The organism is Bacillus vallismortis (genome assembly GCF_040784915.1).
Classification (GTDB): Bacteria; Bacillota; Bacilli; order Bacillales; family Bacillaceae; genus Bacillus; species Bacillus subtilis_G.
This window is the reverse complement of the sequence record NZ_CP160797.1, coordinates 4,073,630-4,098,071: the sequence shown is the minus strand read 5'-3', so window position 1 is coordinate 4,098,071 and position 24,442 is coordinate 4,073,630. Positions and strand designations below refer to the sequence as shown.

The following is a 24,442-nucleotide window of genomic DNA, read 5'->3' as shown; positions in this document are numbered from 1 at the left end:
AGCACTCACGTCATCGTGAGTGCTTTTGTCATGCCATTTATTTTTGGTTTTCTTTCTCACGCTTCACCAGCATATCAGCAATCAAATCAACCTGTTTGCTGACGGAAATCGGATCGTATGGGTAGAATGTGTCAAAGTCATTGATAAACACGCGGTTATGTTTGACGGCGTCTAGGTTTTTCCAGATAGCGGATTCCTTCAGTTTGTCGAGTGTTTTGCTTTCGCCTTTCGGATTGTAGTCCGTAATGAACATATAATCTGCGGCATACTCAGGAATGACCTCTTGAGAGAGCTGTTTCATCTCTCCTTTTTTGATGACATCTTGTTCAATTTTTTCAGACGCTTTTAACCCAAGCGCGTTGTATACAGCTTGGCCGCCGCGTCCGCCATTGTCATTGAACACCCAAAATTCGCCCTTGTCCGTGTTTTCATAAATACCGAAAGTCGCATCTTTGTCGATGACGCCGGCCATTTTCTTTTTGGCTGCTTCCGCTTTTTTGTTAAAGTCAGCCATAAAGGATGTTGCTTCGTCTTTCGCTCCGGCGATATCCCCGAACATGCTGACTGTGTCTTCTATGTTTTTCGCTGTGTTATAAGGAACGACAACAGTTGGCGCGATTTTTTTTAATTGATCGATATTTTCTTCATTCATGACAACAATTAAGTCAGGCTGAAGCTCCGTCACTTTTTCGACGCTGATCGGATCACCGACATCCTCCACATCTTTCAGCTTTGATTTTAAAAACGGATTATCAAATGACCATGAACCCGAGCCAACCACATTCGCCCCGACAGACAGCAATTCACCAGCATAAAAATCAGTGACGATGCGTTTCGGATGTGCAGGGATTTTGACGTCTCCTTTTGTTGATTTGTATGTTCTCATTTCTGTCTTATCGGAAGCTGAATCACCTGAGCTTCCTTTCGAATCCGTGCCGCTGCAAGCGCTGACAAACATAAGAAGCAGCACCAGCATGCCCACGAGCAATGTGTTCTTTTTCATCAAGAATCCCCCAATATGTATTTTAATTAATCAGTAATGATTATCATTATCAATTAATAATATAGCAGGAAACCTGTGCTCCGTCTATCACTATTTTCTCGTTAACAGGTGACGTGGTATGCTTAATCTATTATTATAGGTAAATAGGAGGAGAAAAATATGGAAATTACAAAAAGAGGTGCCGCTTGGGAATGGCGGCATAGCTGGTGGATGCTGTTTATTTTCATGCCTTTTGCTATCACCAGTTTTTTTGCCTTTTTATTGATTGGCATCAAGGTTAGAAATAAAAAATGGATCATGTATGGAATTATTTATTTTTTCGTATTTGCGTTTGGTTTTGTGCTGCCCGATTTACCAGGAATTTTTATTGTGCTCCCGCTGTGGGCTGTGACGATTATTCATGGTTTTAAAGTGCGTCCGCTGTATCTGATTCAGCTGGATGTCTACAAAGACAATGTGGAGGCACGGGCCTTTGCTGAGGTAAGAAGTGAAGCCGAAAGCAGATTTCATGCACCAAAACAATCGATTCAAGATATACATATTCGCAAAGAACGGTAAGAAGCGGGTCTTTTATGAAGGCCCGCTTTCTCTTGTTGCGCAGAACCGATGAAAGCATTATGATGGGGGCATCAAAAAATGATGGCTCTGAAACGGCCTTATCCTTTTGGAGGATGGATTGCATGAATAAAATCATGATTGTGGAAGATAGCGAAGACATTCGGTCATTATTACAAAATTATTTAGAGAAGTACGGATATAATACCGTGGTTACCAATGATTTCACAGCTGTATTGGATAAGTTCTTGCGGGAAAAGCCCGATGTGGTGCTGCTTGATATCAACTTGCCGGCCTATGACGGATATTATTGGTGCCGGCAAATCCGCCAGCATTCGACCAGCCCGATCATCTTTATTTCTGCCAGAAGCGGCGAAATGGATCAGGTGATGGCGATTGAAAACGGCGGCGATGATTATATTGAAAAGCCCTTTTCTTATGATATTGTGCTCGCGAAAATCAAAAGCCAAATTCGCAGGGCGTATGGAGAGTATGCGGTAAAGCAGGGAGAAAGAATCGTGGAATTCGAGAGTGTGCAGCTGTATGTAGAGCGATTTGAACTGCGTTATCAAGAACAAAAGTGCGAGCTCTCAAAGAAAGAAAGCAAGCTTCTTGAGGTGTTGCTGGAACGCGGAGAAAAGGTAACGGGAAGAGACCGGTTAATGGAAAAAACGTGGGATACTGATCTGTTTGTTGATGACAATACGCTGAATGTATATATCACCCGTTTGCGCAAAAAGCTTCGTGACTTAGAGGTGCCTTTTTCGATCGAATCTGTCCGCGGTGAAGGATATCAGTTGAGGCCGCTGTCATGAGACTGTTTTTACGGGCTCATGTACTCTTAATATTGCTTTTTCTGATTCAAGGCATTTTTGTTTTTACGTACTATTGGTTTGCAGGCCAGCGTTCCCTTGCCCATTTATTCTATATACTCGGCGTGCAGCTGCTGTTGTTAGCGGTGTATTTGATCTATCGCTGGTATCAAGACCGCGGTGTTTATCAGTGGATCAGCTCTCATCAGGAGGATGCGGAAGTGCCTGATTTAGGTTCTTCTTTGTTTTGTTCTGAGCTTTATGAAAAACAGATGGAACTGAACCGCCTCCACAATCAAAAGCTTCAAGAAAAAGAAGCCAAACTGGAGGATAGGGTAACCTATATGAACCAGTGGGTGCACCAAGTGAAGACACCGCTTTCTGTTATTAATTTAATCATTCAGGAAGAGGACGAACCCATTTTTGGGCAAATCAAAAAAGAAGTCCGGCAGATTGAATATGGATTGGAAACATTGCTATATTCCTCGAGGCTCGACCTGTTTGAGAGAGATTTCAAAATAGAAGCAGTCTCTTTATCCGAGATTCTCCAAACCGTTATTCAAAGCTATAAACGGTATTTTATTGAGCATCGTGTATATCCGAAAACGAATATTCTCACTGACGATACGATTTATACAGACCCAAAATGGCTGAAATTTGCGATTGGGCAGGTTGTGACAAACGCGGTGAAGTATTCCGCGGGAATGAGTGACCGGATTGAGCTGACGATATTTCAGCATGAGGTTAAAACGGTGTTAGAAGTAAGAGATTATGGTGTGGGGATTCCCTCACAGGATATAAAGCGTGTGTTTGACCCCTATTACACAGGTGAAAACGGCCGGCGTTTCCAAGAATCAACCGGGATAGGCCTTCATCTGGTGAAAGAAATTACGAAAAAACTGAATCATGAAGTAGAGATCAGCTCTTCTTCGGGAAAAGGCACAGCGGTACAATTTTTATTTCTTACAAAAGTGTAAGGAGGCATTAAGATAACCGCATAGCACACTGCCATCCCTCTTGATAAGATTTGTTTACCAGCTTATCAGGGGGGATTTTTTATGAGGTTCTTCGCACACATGATAAGCCGGTTTCTGATGAAGAATAACGATAAGGAGGATTCTCATGGCGAATATGCTCGAGGTCAAACATTTAAATAAAACTTACAAAGGACAAGTGTCCCACCAGGCGTTAAAACAAATCTCTTTTTCAGTAGAAGAAGGGGAATTCACGGCTGTAATGGGCCCGTCGGGTTCCGGTAAAACAACGCTTTTGAATATCATCTCTACCATAGATCGTCCTGATTCCGGAGATGTCTTGATCAAAGGAGACAACCCTCACAATCTGAAAAGAACAAGGCTGGCACAATTCAGGCGCAAACAGCTTGGTTTCGTGTTTCAGGACTTTAATCTGCTTGATACACTGACGATTGGCGAAAATATCATGCTGCCGTTAACACTCGAAAAAGAATCTCCTTCTGTCATGGAAAAAAAGCTGTATGCCATCGCAGAAAAGCTTGGAATAGAGAATCTTTTACAAAAGCGTCCGTTTGAGGTCTCAGGCGGACAGCGCCAGCGGGCGGCCATTGCGAGAGCAGTGATTCATAAACCTTCACTGATTCTGGCTGATGAACCGACGGGAAACCTAGACTCTAAAGCTTCCAAGGATGTTATGGAAACCATGCAAAGCCTGAACCAGAACGATCAGATTACAGCATTGATGGTCACCCATGATCCTGTGGCGGCAAGCTATTGCCAGCGTGTGATTTTTATTAAAGACGGAACACTGTTTAACGAAATTTACCGCGGGGATAACCGCCAGGTGTTTTATGATCAAATTCTGGATGTACTTTCTATGCTGGGGGGAAACGCAAATGACCTTTCTTCAGTTCGCTTATAAAAATGTTACACGAAACAAACGGTCGTATTTGGCGTTCTTTTTGAGCAGTGCTTTTTCTGTATTGATTTTCTTTACTTTCGCTATGTTTATTTTTCATCCTGCTCTTAAGGAAGGATACTTGAATACCATTGCGAGGAAAGGATTAACAGCAGCGGAGTGGATGATTTTTATTTTTTCAATTTTATTTGTTCTATATTCCGTTAATGCTTTTTTGAAATCCAGAAACAAAGAGTTTGGCATTTTGCTGATTCAGGGGATTACGCCCGCCCAGCTGCGGGTGCTGGTGACAGCTGAAAACATGATGATCGGCGCCTTTTCAATTGTTGCCGGGATCATCGGCGGACTGATTTTTTCAAAAACATTTTTTACAATCGGCGCTTATATTTTAGAAATGGACGCCTTGCCCCTTTATATGCCTTGGAAGGCGTTGGGGATTACGATTTGCGGATTTATGCTCTTATTTTTCCTATTATCGCAGTTTACGCTCTTTTTTATTAAATCCAAAACCGTTATTTTGCTGATCAAAGGCGCGGAAAACATGAAACCTGAGCCGAAGCCGTCTATCCTTCTGTCGATTTTCGGCGTGGCATGCCTTGTGATGGGCTACGGAATGGTCTTAAAAGAGAATGTTCACTCCTATATGCCTTTTCTGATTTTGATCTTAACCATTGTCGGAACGTATTTTTTCTTCAGCCAGAGCAGCATTTGGATATTGCGGGCCGTGAAGAAGTGGAAGGGCTTTTATTTGCGCGGGAAAAATGTCATTTGGATTTCTGATTTAGTCTATCGCTTAAAGGATAACGCCCGTCTGTTTTTTATCGTCAGTATTATTTCAGCAGTGGCATTTACAGCCACAGGGGTGCTGGCGGTTTACAAATCAACTGTCGGGGCAATGGATTCAGCCTATGAAATGGAGTACTTATCCTTTGAAGGCAATCCGAAAGAAAAACAGCACCTGCAAGATATTGAACACGAACTGAAGCATAACCATTTCTCATTTACTCGTTATGATATGCAGGTTTCATATGTGCGCTATAAGCGGGGAGATGAAGTGCCGCCTGTTATCTTAATGGATCAGGGAACATTTCAAAAGCACTTCAGCATGAGCATGAATGATCTGAAAAACGGGGAAAGCATCTATTTCCCAAGCACCTATGAAGTCAAGGATAAAACTGAATTTCCGAAACAATTAGATCTGCTGAACAAAAAAAATGAGCTGGCAAATCAGAAGCTCCAAGTGAAAGAAACAAAAAAACCGCTGATTTCTGTATACAGCGTTCTTGTCGTAAATGAAACAACCTACAAAAAGCTTCATAAGCTTGGAGAAAGCACGAAGCTCATTGGTTACAAATTTAAGAATTGGAAAGACAGTTTAGGCATCAGCCAATCACTTACAAATAAATTGTATGGTGATTATTCTGACGTTCACTTTCAATTTGATGCGAAGGCCAGCACGCACTATATGACAGTGCAACTGCCAAGCTTAAGCTTATTTATTGGGCTTTTCATTGCCATTGTCTTCTTTACCGCGGCCGGAAGCTTTTTGTATTTCCGTTTGTTTACGGATTTAGAGGAAGATCAGAAGCGCTACCGTTCATTAGCGAAGATTGGATTTAGTGAAGAAGAAATGTCACAGAGCGTAACCATTCAATTAGCGATCTTGTTCTTCTTTCCCTTTGCGATGGCTGTTCTTCATACGGTTTTTGCCATTAGAGCTGGCGACTTTGTCAACGTAACCAAACCATTGCTGCTGACAATCGGAGGATTTTTAGCTTTTCAGCTGCTGTTCTTCTTGATGGTGCGGTTTAGCTACTTGAAAAAAATAAAAAGCGATTTAACGATGAAATAAAGGAAGGTAAAGATGAAAAAAAATCTTTTCAATTATTGTGGGGGCAGGGGTTATCGCAGCGATTTGCAGCATTCTCTTCATTCATAACGAGATAACAGACAGAATCAACCCGCTTGTTCCCAGACAGGATATGTATGTCCAGATGAATCGAGATGGCCAGCATCTTAAACCAGGCGGCACTAAATATACATTAGACGGCTGCAATAAGTCCGGTGGAAAGAGCGAAATAACGTTCCTGGCAAGCGGTGATCTGCGGAAGAATGCCTATTTAAAAGTCAACACAAAAGGCAAATATGTAGAGACCTGGGAAGAAGTGCAATATAAAGATTTGCCCAAAAAAGTCCAATCACAATTAAAACAATAGAGAAGCAAGCGGCATAGGGGGAGCTATGCCGCTTGCTTTTATATGTTACTGCTGGTAGGAATGCTGCTGGAATGGCGTGTTTTGTCCGAATGGAAGTGCTGATACATTCGAATTCATGCCGCTGGATTGCCCAGTGAGTTCCTGCTGCATTTGGTTGCACATGTTGACAACCTGCTGGCATTTTTGAATCGCCATATCATGTCCGTGCAGTGCTTGCTGAATGGTATGTGCAGCTTGTTGTTCGTGGTTTAGTATCTGCTGCAGCATTTGGATGTTCTGCTGCTCCTGATGAAGCATTTGGCGATATTGCTGGCTGCTTTGCTGTGTTTGCTGAATGAGCTGCTGAGCAGTTTGGCGGGCTTGGTTCAGCTGCTGCAAGCCGTGTTGTGTATTATGCATGAATGATCCCTCCATAATGATCAATTGACGTGAGTCAGTATTATCATGCAACCTGAATGAAAAGAAATTCTGCAAATGAGAAACTACAATTATTTTCCTTACCCCCTCTATCTTTGAATGAAAACGGTAAAGATTGTATACTTGTGCAAACCCTTTTTATGTAAATGCTCCGCGTTAAAATCATAAGAAGTGCGGAAAACGAAACCCTGAAATCGGGAAAATCGTATTCCGCTTCTTTCTTTGCCCGCTTCAAAAACCGCCTTCGCCTGCGGTAAATGGGATATTCAGCCTGTTTTCTACTGTGCGGAGGCGCTGATTGAGCCGATTTAAGCGGCGGGTATGGCGTTCAACAGCCTGGCTTAACTGATTGACCTGTTCGGCCATCCGTGCAATTTCCCGATTTTGGCGGCGGTCTTCATTTGTAAGGCGTGTTAACTCTCTTGTTTGTTGTTCATTTTGCCGTTCAAGTGCTGCGATTCTTCTTTCTAATGCTGGCGGCTGTCTGTCCATCTGGAGGGGCTCATAATAATCCTGCTGCGGATAAGGATTGTATTCATATTGGCTATAGTAAGGCGGCTGCGGACTGTAATATTGATAAGGGTCCATGTGATCAATCTCCTTAAAAAATGTAAAATATGGGTGAATTCTTTATAACTTATGTAGTCATTGGCACAGTGCCACGGCATTCGCCCAAAAAGGAGAGAAAGGACGGAGATTGCGATGAGAAAAACTGTGCCATGTTACTCTTAACGGATGTATGTTCATGATAGCGGGCTGCCAACAGCAACGCCATTTTATGATGGAACGTGGGATGCGGGGATGACCCCGGGACCCATGGACGGCGTGAGATGCAGCAGTTACATTTACCAAAGACGAGGTAGCAGAGACGGAAGTGATTAAAGGGAGAGGTACAGCTGTTTTAAGGCATACAAGATCATGTCCCAGATCACTGACGGGTTCATTGAGATTCAGTATCTCGGCTCCTATTATCCGCTCAAAAGCACGCTGAAAAGAGGTGAAAACGGGACGTTGAAATATGGGAGCAAAATGGCCAGACAAAAACGATGACAAGAATCGAATCAAGGACCGGCAAGGAGGAGACATATGAGAAATAAAAAAGCTGAAAGCCTGGTGTTAACAGGACTTATCTTACATATTATTCAGTGGATTTTTATGTTTTGGGCTTTTCTCAAGATTAAACATTTATTGAGTGACTATACGATTTATAATCCTAATGTCATCAGCGGATCTATGCAGTCCTTATCATTTATCCAAATGATGCGCGCTATGATCTACTCGGGGGCATTCGTGAATTATATTTTGTTTTTTGCGCTTGTATTGCTTATTTATTGTGTAGTGCTTCACGCCATCCTGATTGTTATGGAAATGGCCGCTTACGTTATGATCAGACGGAACCCTTCATCATCATGGGCAGTCTTTTTGACGGCGGCAGGTGTGAAGCTAGCCATCTTGAATATAACCGGCATTCCTTTTTTAGCTGCCGGCTTCCTGCTGATGAAACAGAAAAAAGCAGAAAACGGCGAAATGGAGACAGAAACAAAGCGGAAACCGCGCACGCGTATGCGAAGACAAGGCCGGCGTCAAAATAGAATCAGGAGAAAATCATCTCTTCCAGTTGAATATCAAAAAGAAAAAACGATATGATGGGACTATAGCCTGAAAACGACATGAAGGAGATGCAGGATGTACAAACTAATTGCAATTGATATGGACGGAACACTTTTAAATGATCACCATGAAGTAACAGAGGAGGTCCGCAACGCGCTTCACGCGGCAAAAGCGGAAGGCGTCAAAATTGTGCTTTGCACCGGCCGGCCTATCGGGGGAGTGCGGAGATATTTAGATGAACTGAATTTAATTGAAGAAGGCGACTATGTCATCGCGTACAACGGAGCGCTTGTTCAAAATACGCATACAAATGAAGTGGTCACGGAGCTGTCTCTCGGATATGATGATTTAACTTCATTATATGACCTGAGCTTAGAGCTGAAGACGCCGATGCATTACTTTGACTCATCTAATCTGTATACGCCTAACCGGGATATCAGTGAATTTACCGTATACGAATCCTATGTGACACAAGTGCCGCTTCATTACCGCAAAGTTGACGAAATGCCAAAAGACATCCTCATCCCGAAAGTGATGTTTATTGATAAACCGGAGAACTTAAGCCGCGTCATTACATCAATTCCAGAAGACGTGAGAGAAAAATATACGATGGTCAGAAGCGCGCCTTTCTTTTATGAAATTCTGCATCCGGAAGCCAGCAAAGGAAATGCCGTACGCCAGCTGGCGCAGCTGCTTGAAATTGAACAGGCGGAAGTCATGAGCATAGGTGACAACGGGAACGACCTGACAATGATTGAATGGGCGGGATGCGGCGTTGCCATGGCAAACGCCATCCCAGAAGTATTGGAGGCCGCAAACTTTCAAACACGCTCCAATAATGAACATGGAGTTGCGCATGCGATTCACGAGCTTGTTTTGGCGAAATAATGAAGTCCAGCCTTTTAGGAGGCTGGATTTTTTGTTATGGCGGCTTTATTGTGCCTGTCCGGTCTGTAATTGCGGAATGGACGCTAACATTCCTGCTGCCCCGTCGATATTTAGAACGTCAGCGATTGATCATAAACCTGTATAATTTCTGATTGGCTCTGCTGCTGAAGAAAGAGGACTGTAGAAATAAAAAGGAAGCAATCGCCATAAACATCAGCATCGTACATTTTTTTTTGAGGAACGAATCTTCTTGTTCATTGTTTTGATGTCATGCTAATCTTTTGACGAATCTATTTGACTTTCGTTATGCTGATAAAACAACTCGTTCACAAAATGTATGATTTTAGCCTGAATTGAAAGGGGACTGAATCAGATGTGCACAAGTCTTACATTGGAAACTACTGACCGGAATCATTTATTAGCGAGAACAATGGATTTTGCATTTCAGCTGGGGACGGAGGTCATTCTCTATCCGCGCCGTTACAGCTGGACGAGTGAAGCTGACGGAAAGGTGCATCAAACGCAGTACGCGTTTATCGGTATGGGGAGAAAACTTGGAAATATATTATTTGCCGACGGTGTTAATGAAAGCGGTTTATCTTGTGCGGCGCTTTATTTTATGGGATATGCGGAGTACGAAAAAACGATACGGGGAGACGGCGTTCATATTGCCCCGCATGAGTTTGTCACATGGGTGCTGTCAGTCTGTAAGTCTTTGGAAGACGTAAAAGAAAAGATCCAATCTTTAACGATTGTAGAGAAGAAATTAGAGCTATTGGATACAGTTTTACCGCTACACTGGATATTGTCAGACCGGACGGGACGCAGCCTGACGATAGAACCGAGAACAGAAGGCATCAAAATCTATGACAATCAACCAGGTGTCATGACGAACAGCCCCGACTTTTTATGGCATGTGACCAATCTTCGGCAATATATAGGAATAAGGCCGAAACAATTCGAGAGCAAGGAGATGGCCGGCTTGATGCTGTCCGCTTTTGGCGAAGGCTCGGGCACTGTAGGTCTGCCGGGAGATTATACACCGCCTTCACGGTTTGTCAGAGCTGTTTTTCTGAAAGAACATCTAGAGCCGGCGGCAGATGAAACGAGAGGTGTATCCGCAGCTTTTCAGCTTTTGGCTAACATGGCGATACCCAAGGGTGCTGTGATAACGGAAGAAGACGAAATTGATTATACGCAATATACTTCTGTGATGTGCAGCGACACGGGAAACTACTACTTTCACCATTACGACAATCGGCAAATCCAAAAAGTAAGTTTATTTCATGAAGACCTTGACCGTTTTGAGCCTAAAGTGTTTTCTGCTAAAGCAGAAGAAAATATTCTAGAGCTTAATTAAGATTCAATCAGCTGATGCCGTTATGAATCCGGGGTCAGCTTATTTTTTTGTGCAATTTCACAGTTTTTGAATGATTGGCAAAACCAAATGGACATTAGCGGTTTCGCATAAGCGCGGCACATCATAACCAGCCGTTGAGAAAGCCGATATCAATGAATTTTTAGCGCATATTGATTAAGATTGAGCTCTATTAGGTGATTTCAGATGATATGATTAAACCAATCATACGTTTAAAAAAGGAGAAACCCCTGATGGTGAACGATGCGGTTGTATTCATTTTAGCTGTCTTTTTACTAGGGGGAGCGGCGGATTATTGTTTGGGAAACAGATGGGGGCTTGGCGAGCGGTTTGCCGACGGCTTCAAAGCCATGGGTCCGCTGGCGCTGTCGATGATCGGAATTGTGTCGCTGGCACCCGTGCTGGCAGCAATCCTGATTCCCATCGTATCTCCGGTTTATACAGCGATTGGAGCTGATCCCTCATCCTTTGCGAACACCATCTTGGCCATTGATATGGGTGGATACGCGCTCGCTGGAGAAATGGCCAAAGATCCAGATGCCGGACTGTTTTCATGGGTGTTTTTAGGAACGATGATGGGGCCGGCAATCGTCTTCACGATTCCCGTCGCTCTTGGGATCATCGAAAAAGAGGATCACCCGTATTTTGCGAAAGGCATATTAATCGGGCTGTGTACAGTACCGATCGGGTGCTTAATCGGCGGGTTATGCGCAGGTTTTGACACCATTATGATAGGTAAAAACCTTCTGATTCCGAGTCTTTTTTCTGCTGTGATCGCTTTTGGATTATGGCGGTATACCGACAACATCATTCGATTATTTCATCTGTTCGGAAAGGCTGTCAGTATGGTTGCGATTATCGGGCTCGCAGCTGTTTCCGTTGAAACGATGACCGGCATTGTGCTGATTCCGGGAATGGAAAGCGTTGAAACAGGAATACAAACGACTGGCACCATCGCCATTGCCTTGGCAGGGGCTTTTCCGATGACAGCCTTTATCACAAAAGCCTTTAAAAAGCCGCTTCAGGCAGTGGGGAGATGTTTTCATTTAGATGAGAAAGCAACAGCAGGCTTGGTGACCTCTTTGGCTCATCATATTCCGATGCTGGCCTCATTAAAAGATATGACGCCGAGAGGAAAGGTCATCAATGTCGCGTTTGCGGTTAGCGCAGCCTTTGTGCTTGGCAGCCATCTCGGTTTTGTGGCGGGAATGAAAAAAGAAATGGCGGCGGCCATGATCATTGGGAAATTAGCTGGGGGAATCACAGCTGCGGCAGCGGCTGCCTGGATGACGCCTGCACAATCAGCTGATCAGCAAAAACACGCATCAGCCGGCTATAGCTGAGGCAGAAGCTGTTTCAACTTTGTCCAATCGGGAATGTTACAGTAAGGATTCTGTGAAAGAGGGTTGGATACATGGCCGTGAAAGACGAGTGCATGTCAAAAATCAAACAGGAAACCAAGCCTTGGATTAAGCAATTCGGGAGGCTTGGTTATTTTGCATTCGGCGGCGTTTTTATCCTGCTCGGGATCTTAGCATGTATGACGGCAGCAGGGGCGGGCGGCGCGAAAGATTCGAGCGGAGCGTTTCAAACGCTATCACGTATGCCGTATGGATCAATCTTGCTTTTGCTCATTGGCGTCGGTCTCATCGGCTATGTGATATGGATGGTGCTGAGCGCGCTCAAGGACACAGAGGGCTACGGAACAAGCAGGCGCGGCCTGTCACGGAGAACGGGAAACTTTTTCAGCGCCGCCGTTTACGCATCCATTGCTTGGAATGCCTTGCGATTTGTGTTTGGCCAAGGAACCGGCGGCACTTCAGAACAGACGTGGTCCGCTTATGTATTGGCGCAGCCGTTCGGCCAATGGCTCACAGGGGTTACGGGTGCGGTTTTTATCCTATTTGCGATTGTTCAATTTGTGAAGGGTGTCCGGGCTGCATTTATGAAAGAATTCGATACGTCAAAAATGAACAAACAGATGATATGCATCGCAAAAAACACCGGACGCGCAGGCCATATCGCCCGGGCTATTATTTTCTCAGCTATCGGTTATTTTCTCATTAAGACCGCTATCACCGCTGACCCTGACGACACAAGAGGCTTTGACGGCGCGCTCGCCGAACTCGCGCAACAGCCGCATGGCAAAATGATTTTATGTATTTTGGCGTTCGGGCTGATCTTATATGGAATGTACGCCATTATGAAAGGCATTTATCAGCATATGGCATGGGAGAAGTGAGCTCTCGGCAGATTCGCGTCCAGCGCGTTTTTTCAGTTTCTTAGAAATCAGGTGGATGAAAGCTGGTGTCAGCCTGTATAATAAAAGCAAATCGAAAGCAGTTTCATCATGAACTGATCCACAGGGAGGTGCGGAATGGATCGGGAAAAACAGCAATTAAGCATAGAAGCGGCAAGGCTATACTATCAGTCTGACTACAGTCAGCAGCAAATTGCTGAGCAGCTCAACATTTCAAGGCCGACCGTTTCCCGGCTGCTGCAATATGCAAAAGCAAAAGGGTTTGTCCAGATTCGCGTCATGGACCCTTTTGAGGATTTGGATGCACTCGGTTCCATGCTTGAAGAAAAATACGGGCTTCTCGAGGCGCATGTTGTGTTTTCTCCGACCCCCGATTATGCAGGAATTACACATGACCTAAGCCGCTATGGTGCAGAATATATGCATGAAACGGTGAAAGACGGCGACATTGTCGGCGTCAGCTGGGGAACCACCATGTATCAAATCGCGCAGAACATGCAGCCGAAGCAGGTTAAAGGCGTCGAGGTCGTCCAGCTGAAAGGCGGTATCAGCCATTCCCGGGTGAACACGTATTCCGCTGAAACGATTCAGCTGTTTGCAGAGGCCTTTCAAACGATGCCGCGCTATCTCCCGCTTCCCGTCGTATTTGATCATGCCGATGTAAAGCAAATGGTGGAGAAAGACCGTCATATCGAGCGGATCATCGAGATGGGCAAGCAGGCGAATATCGCTCTCTTCACGGTGGGAACGGTCCGTGACGAAGCGCTGTTATTCAGGCTCGGGTATTTTAATGAAGAAGAGAAAGCCTTGCTGAAAAGACAGGCCGTCGGCGATATTTGTTCACGCTTTTTTGATGCGAAAGGAAATATTTGCAGCACAGCCATCAATGACCGGACCATCGGCGTTGAGCTTGAAGACTTGAGGTTGAAGGAACGCTCAATTTTAGTGGCCGGCGGAAGCAGAAAAGTGTCTTCCATACACGGAGCGTTAACCGGAAAATATGCCAATGTTTTAATCATTGACCAGCATACCGCAAGGGCGCTTGTTAATGATTTGTGACACGTGCAAACCGTTCGATGAACAAAATTTCAATTACCAATTTACATATGTTCAAAAGTCGGTTATGCTAAAAAATATCTTAACAAAAAAGGAAGTGTGCGACGGATGTCATTAGCTAACAAAATTGATCATACAGCTTTGAAACCGCATACACAAAAAGCGGAAATTCTAACATTAATTGAAGAAGCGAAAACATACAAGTTTGCTTCTGTATGTGTCAATCCGACATGGGTGCAGCTTGCTGCAAAAGAGCTTGAGGGAACTGGAGTTGACGTTTGTACGGTCATCGGCTTCCCGCTCGGTGCCAACACAACTGAAACAAAAGCGTTCGAAACAAAAGACGCGATTTCAAAAGGCGCCACTGAAGTGGACATGGTCATTAACATTGCCGCTTTGAAAGACAAAGAAGATGACATAGTTGAAGCGGACATCCGCGGTGTGGTGGAAGCTGCAGCCGGAAAAGCGCTTGTCAAAGTCATTATCGAAACATGCCTTCTGACTGATGAAGAAAAAGAACGAGCATGCCGTTTAGCGGTTTCTGCGGGAGCGGATTTCGTGAAAACATCAACAGGCTTCTCATCCGGCGGCGCAACGAAGGAAGATATCGCCTTAATGCGCAAAACTGTAGGCCCTGATATCGGCGTGAAAGCATCCGGCGGCGTCAGAACGAAAGAAGATGTAGACACAATGGTCGAGGCGGGTGCGAGCCGAATCGGCGCAAGCGCAGGCGTTTCCATTGTAAAAGGGGAACATGCATCTGGCGGAGACAACTATTAAGAAGCAGACGGAAGGCCCATTGCTTTCCGTTACTCTTCTATTATTCACGGGGAAATAATAATTGTAAGCGAATACAGATAAAGGAGAACACATATGAAGTATTTGATTGGGATTATCGGTTTAATCGTGTTTTTAGGCCTTGCGTGGATCGCAAGCAGCGGGAAAAAGAGAATTAAGATCCGCCCAATTGTTGTTATGCTCATTTTGCAATTTATACTCGGCTACATTCTCCTCAATACCGGTGTGGGGAATTTCCTTGTAGGAGGATTTGCAAAAGGATTCAATTACTTGCTTGAATACGCGGCAGAAGGCATCAACTTTGTGTTTGGCGGTCTGGTGAATGCGGACCAAACGACATTCTTTATGAATGTTCTCTTGCCGATTGTGTTTATTTCCGCTCTGATTGGGATTTTACAAAAGTGGAAGATACTTCCGTTCATTATTAAATATATCGGACTTGCTCTCAGCAAGATAAACGGTATGGGAAGACTGGAATCGTATAACGCAGTCGCTTCTGCTATTTTAGGGCAGTCTGAAGTGTTTATCTCCTTGAAGAAAGAACTTGGTCTTTTAAATCAGCAGCGCTTGTACACGCTTTGCGCTTCTGCGATGTCAACTGTATCCATGTCAATCGTCGGCGCGTATATGACGATGCTGGAACCGGAATATGTTGTAACGGCGCTGGTCTTGAACTTATTTGGCGGTTTCATTATCGCTACGATTATTAATCCTTACGATGTGGAAGAAGAAGAGGATATGCTGCGTGTTGAAGAAGAAGAAAAACAATCCTTCTTCGAAGTGCTCGGAGAATACATCCTTGATGGCTTCAAGGTAGCGGTGGTTGTCGCTGCGATGCTGATTGGATTTGTCGCGATTATTGCCTTGATTAACGGTATTTTTAATGCAGTATTCGGTATTTCCTTCCAAGACATTCTTGGATATGTGTTTGCTCCATTCGCTTTTCTTGTGGGGATCCCATGGAATGAAGCTGTTAATGCGGGAAGCATTATGGCAACAAAAATGGTATCGAATGAATTTGTCGCTATGACGACATTGACGCAAAACGGCTTTGATTTCAGCGGCCGTACAACAGCGATCGTATCGGTATTCCTTGTGTCATTTGCGAACTTCTCCTCAATCGGAATCATAGCCGGTGCCGTAAAAGGACTGAATGAAAAACAAGGAAATGTTGTTGCTCGTTTCGGCCTGAAATTATTATACGGCGCTACGCTTGTCAGCTTTTTATCAGCGGCAATTGTGGGCTTGATTTACTGAACATAAACGAAAAGGATCGGTGACCATAATGAGAATGGTAGATATTATCATCAAAAAACAGAACGGAAAAGAACTCACCACAGAAGAAATTCAATTTTTCGTGAACGGCTATACGGATGGAAGCATTCCTGATTATCAGGCAAGCTCGCTTGCCATGGCGATTTTTTTCCAGGATATGAGTGACCGCGAGCGTGCGGATTTGACGATGGCTATGGTGAACTCCGGTGAAACGATTGATCTTTCTGCCATTGAAGGAATTAAAGTGGATAAACACTCCACCGGCGGCGTCGGCGACACGACAACACTCGTTCTCGCCCCGCTTGTTGCGGCTCTTGATGTGCCGGTAGCCAAAATGTCCGGACGCGGCCTCGGACATACAGGCGGAACGATTGATAAATTAGAAGCGATCGACGGCTTTCACGTGGAGCTGTCGAAGGACGAATTTATTAAGCTTGTGAATCGCGATAAGGTCGCCGTCATTGGCCAAAGCGGCAATTTAACGCCGGCTGATAAAAAACTGTACGCGCTTCGTGATGTGACAGGAACGGTCAATTCCATCCCGCTCATCGCAAGCTCGATTATGAGCAAGAAAATCGCTGCCGGGGCGGATGCTATTGTACTCGACGTGAAAACGGGAGCGGGCGCCTTCATGAAAACGGAAGAAGACGCGGCTGAACTCGCCAAAGCGATGGTACGCATCGGAAATAACGTCGGCCGCCAAACAATGGCAGTCATTTCCGACATGTCCCAGCCGCTCGGCTTTGCGATTGGAAATGCGCTTGAAGTCAAAGAAGCGATTGACACGCTCAAAGGCAAGGGCCCTGAGGATCTTCATGAGCTTGTTTTAACGCTCGGAAGCCAAATGGTTGTGCTTGCGAAAAAAGCCGATACATTAGACGAGGCGAGAGCGAAGCTGGAAGAAGTCATGAAAAACGGCAAAGCGCTTGAGAAGTTCAAGGATTTCCTGAAAAACCAAGGCGGCGACAGCTCGATTGTTGACGAGCCGTCTAAGCTTCCGCAGGCTGCTTATCAGATTGATGTGCCTGCCAAAGAAGCCGGTTTCGTTTCTGAAATCGTCGCGGACGAAATCGGTGTCGCAGCCATGCTGTTAGGTGCCGGCCGCGCCACAAAAGAAGACGAAATCGATTTAGCCGTCGGCATCATGCTCCGCAAAAAGGTCGGCGACAAGGTAGAAAAAGGCGAACCACTCGTCACGCTTTACGCCAACCGCGAGAACGTCGATGAAGTCATGGCGAAAGTCTATGACAACATCCGCATCGCAGCAGAGGCGAAGGCGCCGAAGCTGATTCATACGTTAATTACGGAATAAAAATAAAGCACATCCCATCCTGAGTGGGGTGTGCTGTTTTAATTAAAGGATATGATCGATCTGATAATCCTCTTGGGTGTTTTTTTTTGCTTTCTCAAGCTTTCTTTTGAAATAGAAGATGAGATAGCAAAGGATGATACAAGGAATTCCGCAGAATAGTGCGATTCTTTGATTGGGATCAAAAGCGAGACCGATACAAGAAGCTGAACATAATAAAAGAGCGGCTATAGGTATAAAAGGATAAAGCGGTGCGCGAAATGTCAGATCTTTAACATTCCCCCCTTTTTTAAGAAATCTCTTTCTAAATAAGAGCTGAGACAGGGCAATGCTCATCCAGACCACAACTCCTGCGAACCCAGCAATCGCTACCATCACCACATAAACAGTTCCGGGCGCCACGATACTGGAAACGAGAGATAAACAAGATACGGCCATACTGATGATTAGGGCATTTAGTGGGATGCCTTTAGATGTGACTTTTTTAAAACGAGAGCTGATCATGTTTTCATTTGCTAAAGACCACAGCATACGGGTTGAGGCATACAGGCCTGAATTGGCAACGGAAAGCAAGGCTGTTAATATCACGAAATTCATAATATCTGCGGCGTAAGGGATTCCGATTTCTGCAAACACTGCTACAAAGGGGCTTTCAATCACTCCTGCTTCTTTCCATGAAATCAGTCCGGATAATACGAAGACGGCACCAATGAAAAAAATGACTGTTCTCCATGCGACATTACGAATGGAGCGCGGAATATCTTTTTGAGGATCTGCTGATTCTCCTGCTGTGACTCCGATTAATTCTGTTCCAGAAAAGGCGAAACTCACAGATATCATAGCGATAAATACGGCGAGAAAGCCGTTCGGAAACAACCCTCCATGATCTGTGAAATTTGAAAACACAGGAGCATCAGCCATCCCGTTTAGAGAGATCAGGCCGAACATGGCGGCTCCTCCTAAAATGATAAATAAAATGATGGTGACAATCTTTACGCTGGAAAACCAAAATTCGGTTTCCGCAAATAACTTGACTGAAAATGCGTTGCATACGAAAAGGAGAGCTGCGAAAATTGCACTCCACATCCATACGCTGCTGTCAGGAAACCAGCGCTGCATGAGAATGCCGGATGCGGTAAACTCTGAACCTACCGTCACCACCCAATTCACCCAGTACATGATGCCGACCATAAAACCGGTAGATGGCCCGATGAATGTTGTGGCGTATTTTTGAAAAGAACCGGTCACGGGCATGGCGACCGACAATTCACCGAGACATTGCATGACGAGGTACATCATCAACCCGCCGATTACATATGCGAGGATCGTACCGCCGGGTCCAGCTTGATTTAGCGTATAGCCTGTGCTGAGGAAAAGTCCTGTGCCTATGACGCCTCCCAATGAGATCATAAATAAGTGCCTGCTTTTCATCGTGCGTTTTAGCTGTTGGCCGCTGTTTCCCTGAAGACTCACCGTCTCGTCCTCCTTTTAGCTGCCATTCATTAGGCAGATGAGTTTCTCGTATCCAAAATACAACCAGACAGAAGATCATTAGAACGGGGAGAACTTCATTCCTTTTAATGCGTGTAACAGAACGTGCGCCGCGGCTCTGCTAGTCATATCTCGAAAATCGAGGGTAGGGTCGACTTCAACGATTTCAATCCCGGCGACATTAGGCTGCTGTGCGATGTATTTGACGGCTTCGAGTAATTCGTCTGTATAAAGGCCGCCTGGGCCAATCGCTGGACAGCCGGGTGCATGGGACTGGTCTAAGACATCCATATCAACTGATATAAAAATGAAGTCTGTTCTCGTTTGGATGGCAGGCAGAATCTCTTTTATCGTCGGGACTAGTCCTTTTTCACGTACCATGCCCATCGTGTGAATGTTCACGTTATGTTTTTTCGCATATGTTTCATACGCTAAGCTGTTGCTGAATTCTCTGATGCCCAGCTGAATCAAATGCTGGCCTTTAATGATTTCTTCATCCAAAAGGCGGCGGAAGGGAGTGCCGTTGGTCGGCCCTCCGTCCTCCGTGTTCCGAACATCATGATGGGCATCAAATTGAATAACTGCGATCGTTCCTTTCGTTTGTGCCATTGCTTTTATAGTGGAGTAGCTGATGGAGTTATCTCCACCGAGTATGAACGGCACCCAATCTGGGTGATCCGAAAGTAGCGCATGCATGGTAAGAAAGATTTGATGATGTGACTTTACGATATCAGTGACATGAATATCAATATCTCCCAGGTCGTAAAGAAGGTCAGATACGACATGTTCTCCAAGCTCGGCAGAATAGGCAGATGTGTTTTTAAGAGCCTGGCGGATTGTTCCGGGGGCAAAGGAAGCGCCTGAATGACTGATGGAGGATTTTGATAGGGGGACACCTATCAATGCCGGCCCTTTAATGCCTTGGCCGTCCCATTTTGCGATCAGGTCGCTCATTTTTGTTACATCCCGGTCTTGAAACGAAGAACCAGCCTCTCTGAGAAAAGGGTATTTATCCATAAATGGCTCTCTCCCTGTTAACAACAACTGTTCCGTTTTTCATGACTTGATGTACATGATTGACTCCATAGTGATACGGAATATACATGTAATTCGAGGCTTCCCAAATGACAAGATCAGCTGAGCGGCCGGCTTTGAGCTGACCGGCTTCTTCTCCTTTTCCTATGGCGTATGCGGCATTGACTGTGACCGCATGCCATATTTCTTCCGCAGTCATTTTCAGATGAAGCGCGGCAATCGACATGATCAGCTGGATATTTTCAGTCGGCGAGCTGCCAGGATTAAAGTCCGTTGCCAAGCTGACACATACACCCTCATCAATCATGTCTCTTGCTCTGGCGAATGTGCTTTTGCCAAGATAAAATGTCGTGCCCGGCAAGAGGACGGCGATCGTTCCTGCCTCAGCCAATTTTTTTATGCCTTCGTCTGAGGCGCCTACTAAATGGTCGGCTGAGACAGCCTTTAGCTCCCCCGCTAATTCAGCTCCTCCAAGCGGGTCGATTTCATCTGCGTGTATTTTCAACCCGAATCCCGCTTCAGCCGCTTTTTTTAAGTAACGGCGGGATTGACTGACGGTAAAAACGCCTGTTTCTGTAAAAATATCCGCAAAGCTTGCGAGCTCTTGCTCTTTTATTTCCGGCAACAGATAAAGCATTTGATCCAGAAATTCATCTGGGTTTTGTTGATATTCGGGAGGGATCGCATGGGCTCCCATAAACGTGGAGACAAGGTCAACAGGCTGGTTCTCATGAAGTTGTTTTGCGGCACGCAATTGTTTTAGCTCTGATTCTTTTTCTAAGCCATAGCCGCTTTTCACTTCAGCCGTGGTCGTCCCGTAGGACAGCATTCTCTCCAGATGAAAATGGCCTTTTTGCAGCAGCTCTTCTTCTGAAGCCGCTCTGGTGTCTTTGACAGTAGACAGAATTCCGCCCCCCTGCGCCAGTATATCTAAATATGAGATGCCCTGAAGCTTTAGATTCAGCTCCTTTTCCCGAGATCCGCCAAATACAAGGTGGGTATGCGGATCGACGAGACCCGGCGTTACAAGCCGTCCCGAACAGTCAATGATTTCGTCTGCCTCGTAATCGGCTTCAGCTCCTTTTTTTGAGGCGAACACAATCTTCTGTTCATGGATGCCGACCACAGCGTCTTCGATCACATGAAGAGCCTGCATGCTTTTGCCCGCGCGGGGGCCGCTGCTTTCCATCGTCAAAAGCTGACCGATGTTGATGAGAATCGTATCAATTTGTTTCGGCATGTCATCACTCCCTTTCTTTTTGCATTGGCACGATAATGTCTTGTTTCTTCGCTACTTCAACGGCACGTTCATAACCCGCATCCGCATGGCGGATAATGCCCATCCCAGGGTCGCTCGTTAAGACCCGCGCGAGCCGTTCGTCAGCCAGCTCACTTCCATCGGCAACTGCGACCATACCGGCATGCAGGGAATAGCCCATTCCGACGCCCCCGCCATGGTGGAAGGAGACCCAGCTTGCACCGGCCGCCGTGTTGACAAGCGCATTTAGCACAGCCCAATCGCCGACAGCGTCACTTCCGTCCTTCATCGCTTCGGTTTCCCGGTTAGGAGAGGCGACAGACCCACAGTCCAAATGGTCTCTCCCAATGACGACAGGCGCTTTTAGCTCCCCGTTTCTGACCAGCTCGTTAATGGCGAGGCCCATCTTTTTTCGTTCTCCATATCCGAGCCAGCAAATACGGGACGGCAAGCCTTGGAACGTGACTTTATCCTGTGCCATATCGATCCAGCGGTGAAGGGCTTTATTTTCCGGAAATAGTTCTTTTAATAACGCATCTGTACGGTAAATATCTGCCGGATCACCGGAAAGCGCCGCCCAGCGGAACGGTCCTTTTCCTTCACAGAACAAGGGGCGGATGTAGGCTGGGACAAACCCTGGAAAATCAAAGGCATTCTCCAGGCCTTCATCTTTAGCAACTTGCCGGATATTGTTGCCGTAGTCAAATACAACAGAGCCCTTTTGCTGAAAGGCCAGCATGGCTTCCACATGTTTTTTCATACTTTGCTTCGCAAGGCGCACGTAAAGCTCTGGATTGTCTTGGCGCAAACGGTCGGCTTCATTAAGGGAATAGCCCTCGGGAACATAACCGATTAAAGGGTCATGGGCAGATGTCTGATCGGTGACGATATCAATGGTGACGCCGCGATTCAGAAGGGTATGGTGAACCTCTGCCGCGTTTCCGAGTAGAGCGATGGAGAGAGGTTTTCCTGCTAGCTTTGCCTCTTCAGCCCATGCTAAGGCTTCTTCAATCGACGCTGTTTTTCGGTCGCAGTATTTTGTTTCAATTCGTTTGTCGATTCGTTTCTCGTCAACCTCGACGGCAATGACGACTCCTTCATTCATCGTGACAGACAGCGGCTGGGCGCCTCCCATTCCGCCGAGACCGGCTGTCAGAGTCAATGTTCCTTTTAAGCTTCCTCCGAAATGCTGTCTCGCGAGCTCGGCGAAGGTTTCATAGGTTCCTTGCAATATGCCTTGTGAGCCAATGTAAATCCAGCTGCCCGCTGTCATTTGCCCGTACATCATTAACCCTTTTTTCTCAAGTTCGTGGAAATGCTCCCAGTCCGCCCACTTCGGAACAAGAACAGAATTTGCTAAAAGCACGCGCGGCGCCTGCGGATGGGTTCGGAACATACCAACGGGCTTTCCGGATTGCACGAGCAATGTCTCATCATTTTTAAGTGTTTTCAAAGAATGCTCAATGGCGTGAAAAGCGTCCCAATTCCGGGCGGCTTTGCCAATTCCGCCGTATACAATCAGGTCCTCCGGCTTCTCGGCGACTTCCGGATCAAGGTTGTTTCGAAGCATCCGAAGCACCGCCTCTTGCTCCCACCCTAAGCATTCAAGCTCTGTTCCCCTATTGGCACGGATAGATTTTTTTATATCAGTCATATGTTCATCCCCCTCAGTTCTTCATTCTTGTGATCTGGTAATAAAGATTCCTTCTTCAGCCAGTCAGTCAAGCGTTCTATGTCATAGGAGAAAATACGGTCCTGCTGAATGGAAGGCACGACTTTTCTCATTTCCTGAAAAAGCTGTTTGGTATAGGTCGCTGCATGTTCTATGCCTCTGTATTCAACCGCCTGCAATGCGCAAATCGCTTCGATTGCAATGACTCTTCTTGTATTCGCGATCACCTGGTAGGCATGCCGCGCAGCAATGGTTCCCATGCTGACATGGTCTTCTTGGTTGGCGGATGACGGAATAGAATCCACACTTGCAGGATGCGCCAGTGTTTTATTTTCAGAAACGAGTGAGGCCGCGGCGTACTGCATGATCATTGCACCGGATTGCAGACCGGGGTGAGGGCTTAGGAATGGCGGCAGGTCATTCAGCTGCGGGTTCACAAGGCGCTCTATCCTGCGCTCTGCAATATTCGCAAGCTCTGACATTGCGATTTTCAGAAAATCCATGGCAAAGGCTATAGGCTGTCCGTGAAAGTTTCCGCCGGAAATCACTTTGTCACCGTCATTGAAAATAAGAGGATTGTCCGTAGCTGCATTCATCTCAATCTCTAATTTTTCTTTGACATAGACTAACGTTTGCCAAGTCGCACCATGCACTTGCGGAATACACCGCAATGAATAGGCATCCTGAACCCGCAGTTCACCTTGAGAGGTTGTCAGGCTGCTGTCGGATAGATAGAAGCGAATTCGTTCTGCGACGTCAATCTGCTCCTGATAGCCGCGGGCTGAGTGAATATCCTCGTCAAACGCATCAATAATTCCCCTCAGCCCCTCGATCGTTAAGCTGGCGATGCGCTCGATTTGATAGGCTAGTTTTTCAGCTTCAATGTATGCGACCACACCCATAGCAGTCATGGCCTGAGTCCCGTTAATCAAGGCAAGTCCTTCCTTGGATGTCAGCGTTATCGGCTGAATACCGGCTTTTTTCAATCCCTTCATTGCCGGCATCTTTTCTCCCTCAAAAAAGACTTCTCCTTGACCGATCAGCGCAAGCGCCAAATGGGAAAGCGGCGCCAGATCCCCGCTTGCGCCAAGTGATCCCTGCTGGGGGATGACAGGATGGACGCGTTTATTTAGAAAAGCAAGCAACTGTTCAACCAGTTCAGCACGTACACCGGAAAACCCTTTTAACAGCGCATTGGCGCGCAAAAGCAACATTGCCCTGGAAACACACTCAGGAAAAGGATCACCCACTCCGCAGGCATGAGAAAGGATTAAATTCAGCTGAAGCGTCGCCGAGTCTTCTTTTTGAATCAGGACATCACTGAATTTGCCAAATCCGGTGGTGATGCCGTAGATTGTCTTTTCTTCGTGAACAATCCGTTCCACTGCCGCTCTGCTTTTTTTCACGCGCTCCATACTTTCCTCGGAAGCCGCTGTCTCCTCAAAATCAAACAGCACACGAGCGACGTCGGCTGTTGTCAATGAAGAACCGTCTAAAGTCACCATAAGCCCAACT

Annotated in this window: 24 protein-coding genes and 1 pseudogene; 17 read left to right on the top strand and 8 right to left on the bottom strand. The window is 45.8% G+C overall.

What is annotated here, in order from left to right; all coding sequences use genetic code 11:
* Positions 1 to 37: 37 nt before the first annotated feature.
* Positions 38 to 1,003, bottom strand: coding sequence for an iron-hydroxamate ABC transporter substrate-binding protein (locus ABZM97_RS20505; RefSeq protein WP_087991942.1), 966 nt, complete (start codon positions 1,001 to 1,003; stop codon positions 38 to 40).
* Positions 1,004 to 1,162: 159 nt separating this feature from the next.
* Here ABZM97_RS20505 and ABZM97_RS20500 point away from each other — a divergent pair, with 159 nt between their 5' ends.
* The 6 genes from ABZM97_RS20500 to ABZM97_RS20475 all read left to right on the top strand — a co-directional run bounded on the left by ABZM97_RS20500 (position 1,163) and on the right by ABZM97_RS20475 (position 6,479).
* Positions 1,163 to 1,561: a hypothetical protein gene (locus ABZM97_RS20500; RefSeq protein WP_087991941.1), complete on the top strand. Its 399-nt coding sequence runs from the start codon at positions 1,163 to 1,165 to the stop codon at positions 1,559 to 1,561.
* A gap of 122 nt (positions 1,562 to 1,683) precedes the next feature.
* On the top strand, positions 1,684 to 2,373 hold the full coding sequence (locus ABZM97_RS20495) for a response regulator transcription factor (protein WP_087991957.1): 690 nt from the start codon (positions 1,684 to 1,686) through the stop codon (positions 2,371 to 2,373).
* Positions 2,370 to 3,347, top strand: coding sequence for a sensor histidine kinase (locus ABZM97_RS20490; RefSeq protein WP_087991940.1), 978 nt, complete (start codon positions 2,370 to 2,372; stop codon positions 3,345 to 3,347). Before ABZM97_RS20495 ends, ABZM97_RS20490 begins: the two co-directional genes overlap by 4 nt.
* A 145-nt stretch (positions 3,348 to 3,492) precedes the next feature.
* The gene (locus ABZM97_RS20485) at positions 3,493 to 4,266 is read left to right on the top strand and encodes an ABC transporter ATP-binding protein (protein WP_087991939.1); all 774 of its coding nucleotides are present in this window, start codon (positions 3,493 to 3,495) and stop codon (positions 4,264 to 4,266) included.
* Positions 4,241 to 6,115, top strand: coding sequence for an FtsX-like permease family protein (locus ABZM97_RS20480; protein ID WP_202327824.1), 1,875 nt, complete (start codon positions 4,241 to 4,243; stop codon positions 6,113 to 6,115). Before ABZM97_RS20485 ends, ABZM97_RS20480 begins: the two co-directional genes overlap by 26 nt.
* A gap of 22 nt (positions 6,116 to 6,137) precedes the next feature.
* The gene (locus tag ABZM97_RS20475; protein WP_367387509.1) at positions 6,138 to 6,479 is read left to right on the top strand and encodes a YxeA family protein; all 342 of its coding nucleotides are present in this window, start codon (positions 6,138 to 6,140) and stop codon (positions 6,477 to 6,479) included.
* Between the two features lie 45 nt (positions 6,480 to 6,524).
* Here ABZM97_RS20475 and ABZM97_RS20470 read toward each other — a convergent pair whose 3' ends face one another.
* Positions 6,525 to 6,878, bottom strand: coding sequence for a hypothetical protein (locus tag ABZM97_RS20470; protein WP_087991936.1), 354 nt, complete (start codon positions 6,876 to 6,878; stop codon positions 6,525 to 6,527).
* Positions 6,879 to 7,127: 249 nt separating this feature from the next.
* Entirely contained in the window at positions 7,128 to 7,484 is a 357-nt protein-coding gene (gene cotNE, locus ABZM97_RS20465) for an inner spore coat protein CotNE (RefSeq protein ID WP_087991934.1), read from the bottom strand.
* A gap of 147 nt (positions 7,485 to 7,631) precedes the next feature.
* On the opposite strand from cotNE, the pseudogene ABZM97_RS20460 reads away from it, so the two are divergent.
* The 11 genes and pseudogenes from ABZM97_RS20460 (at position 7,632) to ABZM97_RS20410 (ending at position 17,474) form a co-directional block, all read left to right on the top strand.
* Positions 7,632 to 7,946 (top strand): annotated as a pseudogene (locus ABZM97_RS20460) (DUF3255 family protein).
* Complete coding sequence (locus tag ABZM97_RS20455; protein WP_277986980.1) at positions 7,943 to 7,993, top strand: hypothetical protein; 51 nt, start codon at positions 7,943 to 7,945, stop codon at positions 7,991 to 7,993. The pseudogene ABZM97_RS20460 and the gene ABZM97_RS20455 overlap by 4 nt, the downstream one beginning before the upstream one ends.
* Positions 7,983 to 8,543 carry a hypothetical protein gene (locus ABZM97_RS20450; RefSeq protein ID WP_087991933.1) on the top strand — a complete coding sequence of 187 codons (561 nt, stop codon included), beginning with the start codon at positions 7,983 to 7,985 and terminating at the stop codon, positions 8,541 to 8,543. The genes ABZM97_RS20455 and ABZM97_RS20450 overlap by 11 nt, the downstream gene beginning before the upstream one ends.
* 39 nt (positions 8,544 to 8,582) lie before the next feature.
* Entirely contained in the window at positions 8,583 to 9,395 is an 813-nt protein-coding gene (yidA, locus tag ABZM97_RS20445) for a sugar-phosphatase (RefSeq protein ID WP_087991932.1), read from the top strand.
* Positions 9,396 to 9,768: 373 nt separating this feature from the next.
* Complete coding sequence (locus ABZM97_RS20440; protein WP_367387089.1) at positions 9,769 to 10,755, top strand: choloylglycine hydrolase family protein; 987 nt, start codon at positions 9,769 to 9,771, stop codon at positions 10,753 to 10,755.
* A 248-nt stretch (positions 10,756 to 11,003) separates the two neighbouring features.
* Positions 11,004 to 12,116 carry an ethanolamine utilization protein EutH gene (eutH, locus tag ABZM97_RS20435; RefSeq protein ID WP_087991956.1) on the top strand — a complete coding sequence of 371 codons (1,113 nt, stop codon included), beginning with the start codon at positions 11,004 to 11,006 and terminating at the stop codon, positions 12,114 to 12,116.
* Between the two features lie 71 nt (positions 12,117 to 12,187).
* Positions 12,188 to 13,015 carry a DUF1206 domain-containing protein gene (locus ABZM97_RS20430; RefSeq protein ID WP_087991930.1) on the top strand — a complete coding sequence of 276 codons (828 nt, stop codon included), beginning with the start codon at positions 12,188 to 12,190 and terminating at the stop codon, positions 13,013 to 13,015.
* Between the two features lie 135 nt (positions 13,016 to 13,150).
* Positions 13,151 to 14,092 (top strand): DNA-binding transcriptional repressor DeoR, encoded by a 942-nt coding sequence (gene deoR, locus ABZM97_RS20425; RefSeq protein WP_087991929.1) that lies wholly within the window; start codon positions 13,151 to 13,153, stop codon positions 14,090 to 14,092.
* 105 nt (positions 14,093 to 14,197) lie between these two features.
* Positions 14,198 to 14,869 (top strand): deoxyribose-phosphate aldolase, encoded by a 672-nt coding sequence (gene deoC / locus ABZM97_RS20420; protein WP_367387088.1) that lies wholly within the window; start codon positions 14,198 to 14,200, stop codon positions 14,867 to 14,869.
* A gap of 93 nt (positions 14,870 to 14,962) precedes the next feature.
* Positions 14,963 to 16,144 carry a nucleoside permease NupC gene (nupC, locus tag ABZM97_RS20415; protein ID WP_253268705.1) on the top strand — a complete coding sequence of 394 codons (1,182 nt, stop codon included), beginning with the start codon at positions 14,963 to 14,965 and terminating at the stop codon, positions 16,142 to 16,144.
* A gap of 28 nt (positions 16,145 to 16,172) precedes the next feature.
* The gene (locus tag ABZM97_RS20410; protein ID WP_253268704.1) at positions 16,173 to 17,474 is read left to right on the top strand and encodes a pyrimidine-nucleoside phosphorylase; all 1,302 of its coding nucleotides are present in this window, start codon (positions 16,173 to 16,175) and stop codon (positions 17,472 to 17,474) included.
* A 42-nt stretch (positions 17,475 to 17,516) separates the two neighbouring features.
* Here the strand turns inward: ABZM97_RS20410 and ABZM97_RS20405 are convergent, their stop codons facing one another.
* From ABZM97_RS20405 to hutH, 5 genes are all read right to left on the bottom strand, one after another.
* Positions 17,517 to 18,944, bottom strand: coding sequence for an amino acid permease (locus ABZM97_RS20405; protein ID WP_253268703.1), 1,428 nt, complete (start codon positions 18,942 to 18,944; stop codon positions 17,517 to 17,519).
* 78 nt (positions 18,945 to 19,022) lie between these two features.
* Entirely contained in the window at positions 19,023 to 19,979 is a 957-nt protein-coding gene (gene hutG, locus ABZM97_RS20400; RefSeq protein WP_253268702.1) for a formimidoylglutamase, read from the bottom strand.
* Positions 19,972 to 21,237: an imidazolonepropionase gene (gene hutI / locus ABZM97_RS20395; protein ID WP_087991923.1), complete on the bottom strand. Its 1,266-nt coding sequence runs from the start codon at positions 21,235 to 21,237 to the stop codon at positions 19,972 to 19,974. Before hutI ends, hutG begins: the two co-directional genes overlap by 8 nt.
* A 4-nt stretch (positions 21,238 to 21,241) precedes the next feature.
* Positions 21,242 to 22,909: a urocanate hydratase gene (gene hutU / locus ABZM97_RS20390; RefSeq protein ID WP_087991922.1), complete on the bottom strand. Its 1,668-nt coding sequence runs from the start codon at positions 22,907 to 22,909 to the stop codon at positions 21,242 to 21,244.
* A complete protein-coding gene (gene hutH / locus ABZM97_RS20385; RefSeq protein ID WP_087991921.1) occupies positions 22,906 to 24,432 on the bottom strand; it encodes a histidine ammonia-lyase in 1,527 nt (508 codons plus the stop codon). The genes hutU and hutH overlap by 4 nt, the downstream gene beginning before the upstream one ends.
* Between the last annotated feature and the right edge of the window lie 10 nt (positions 24,433 to 24,442).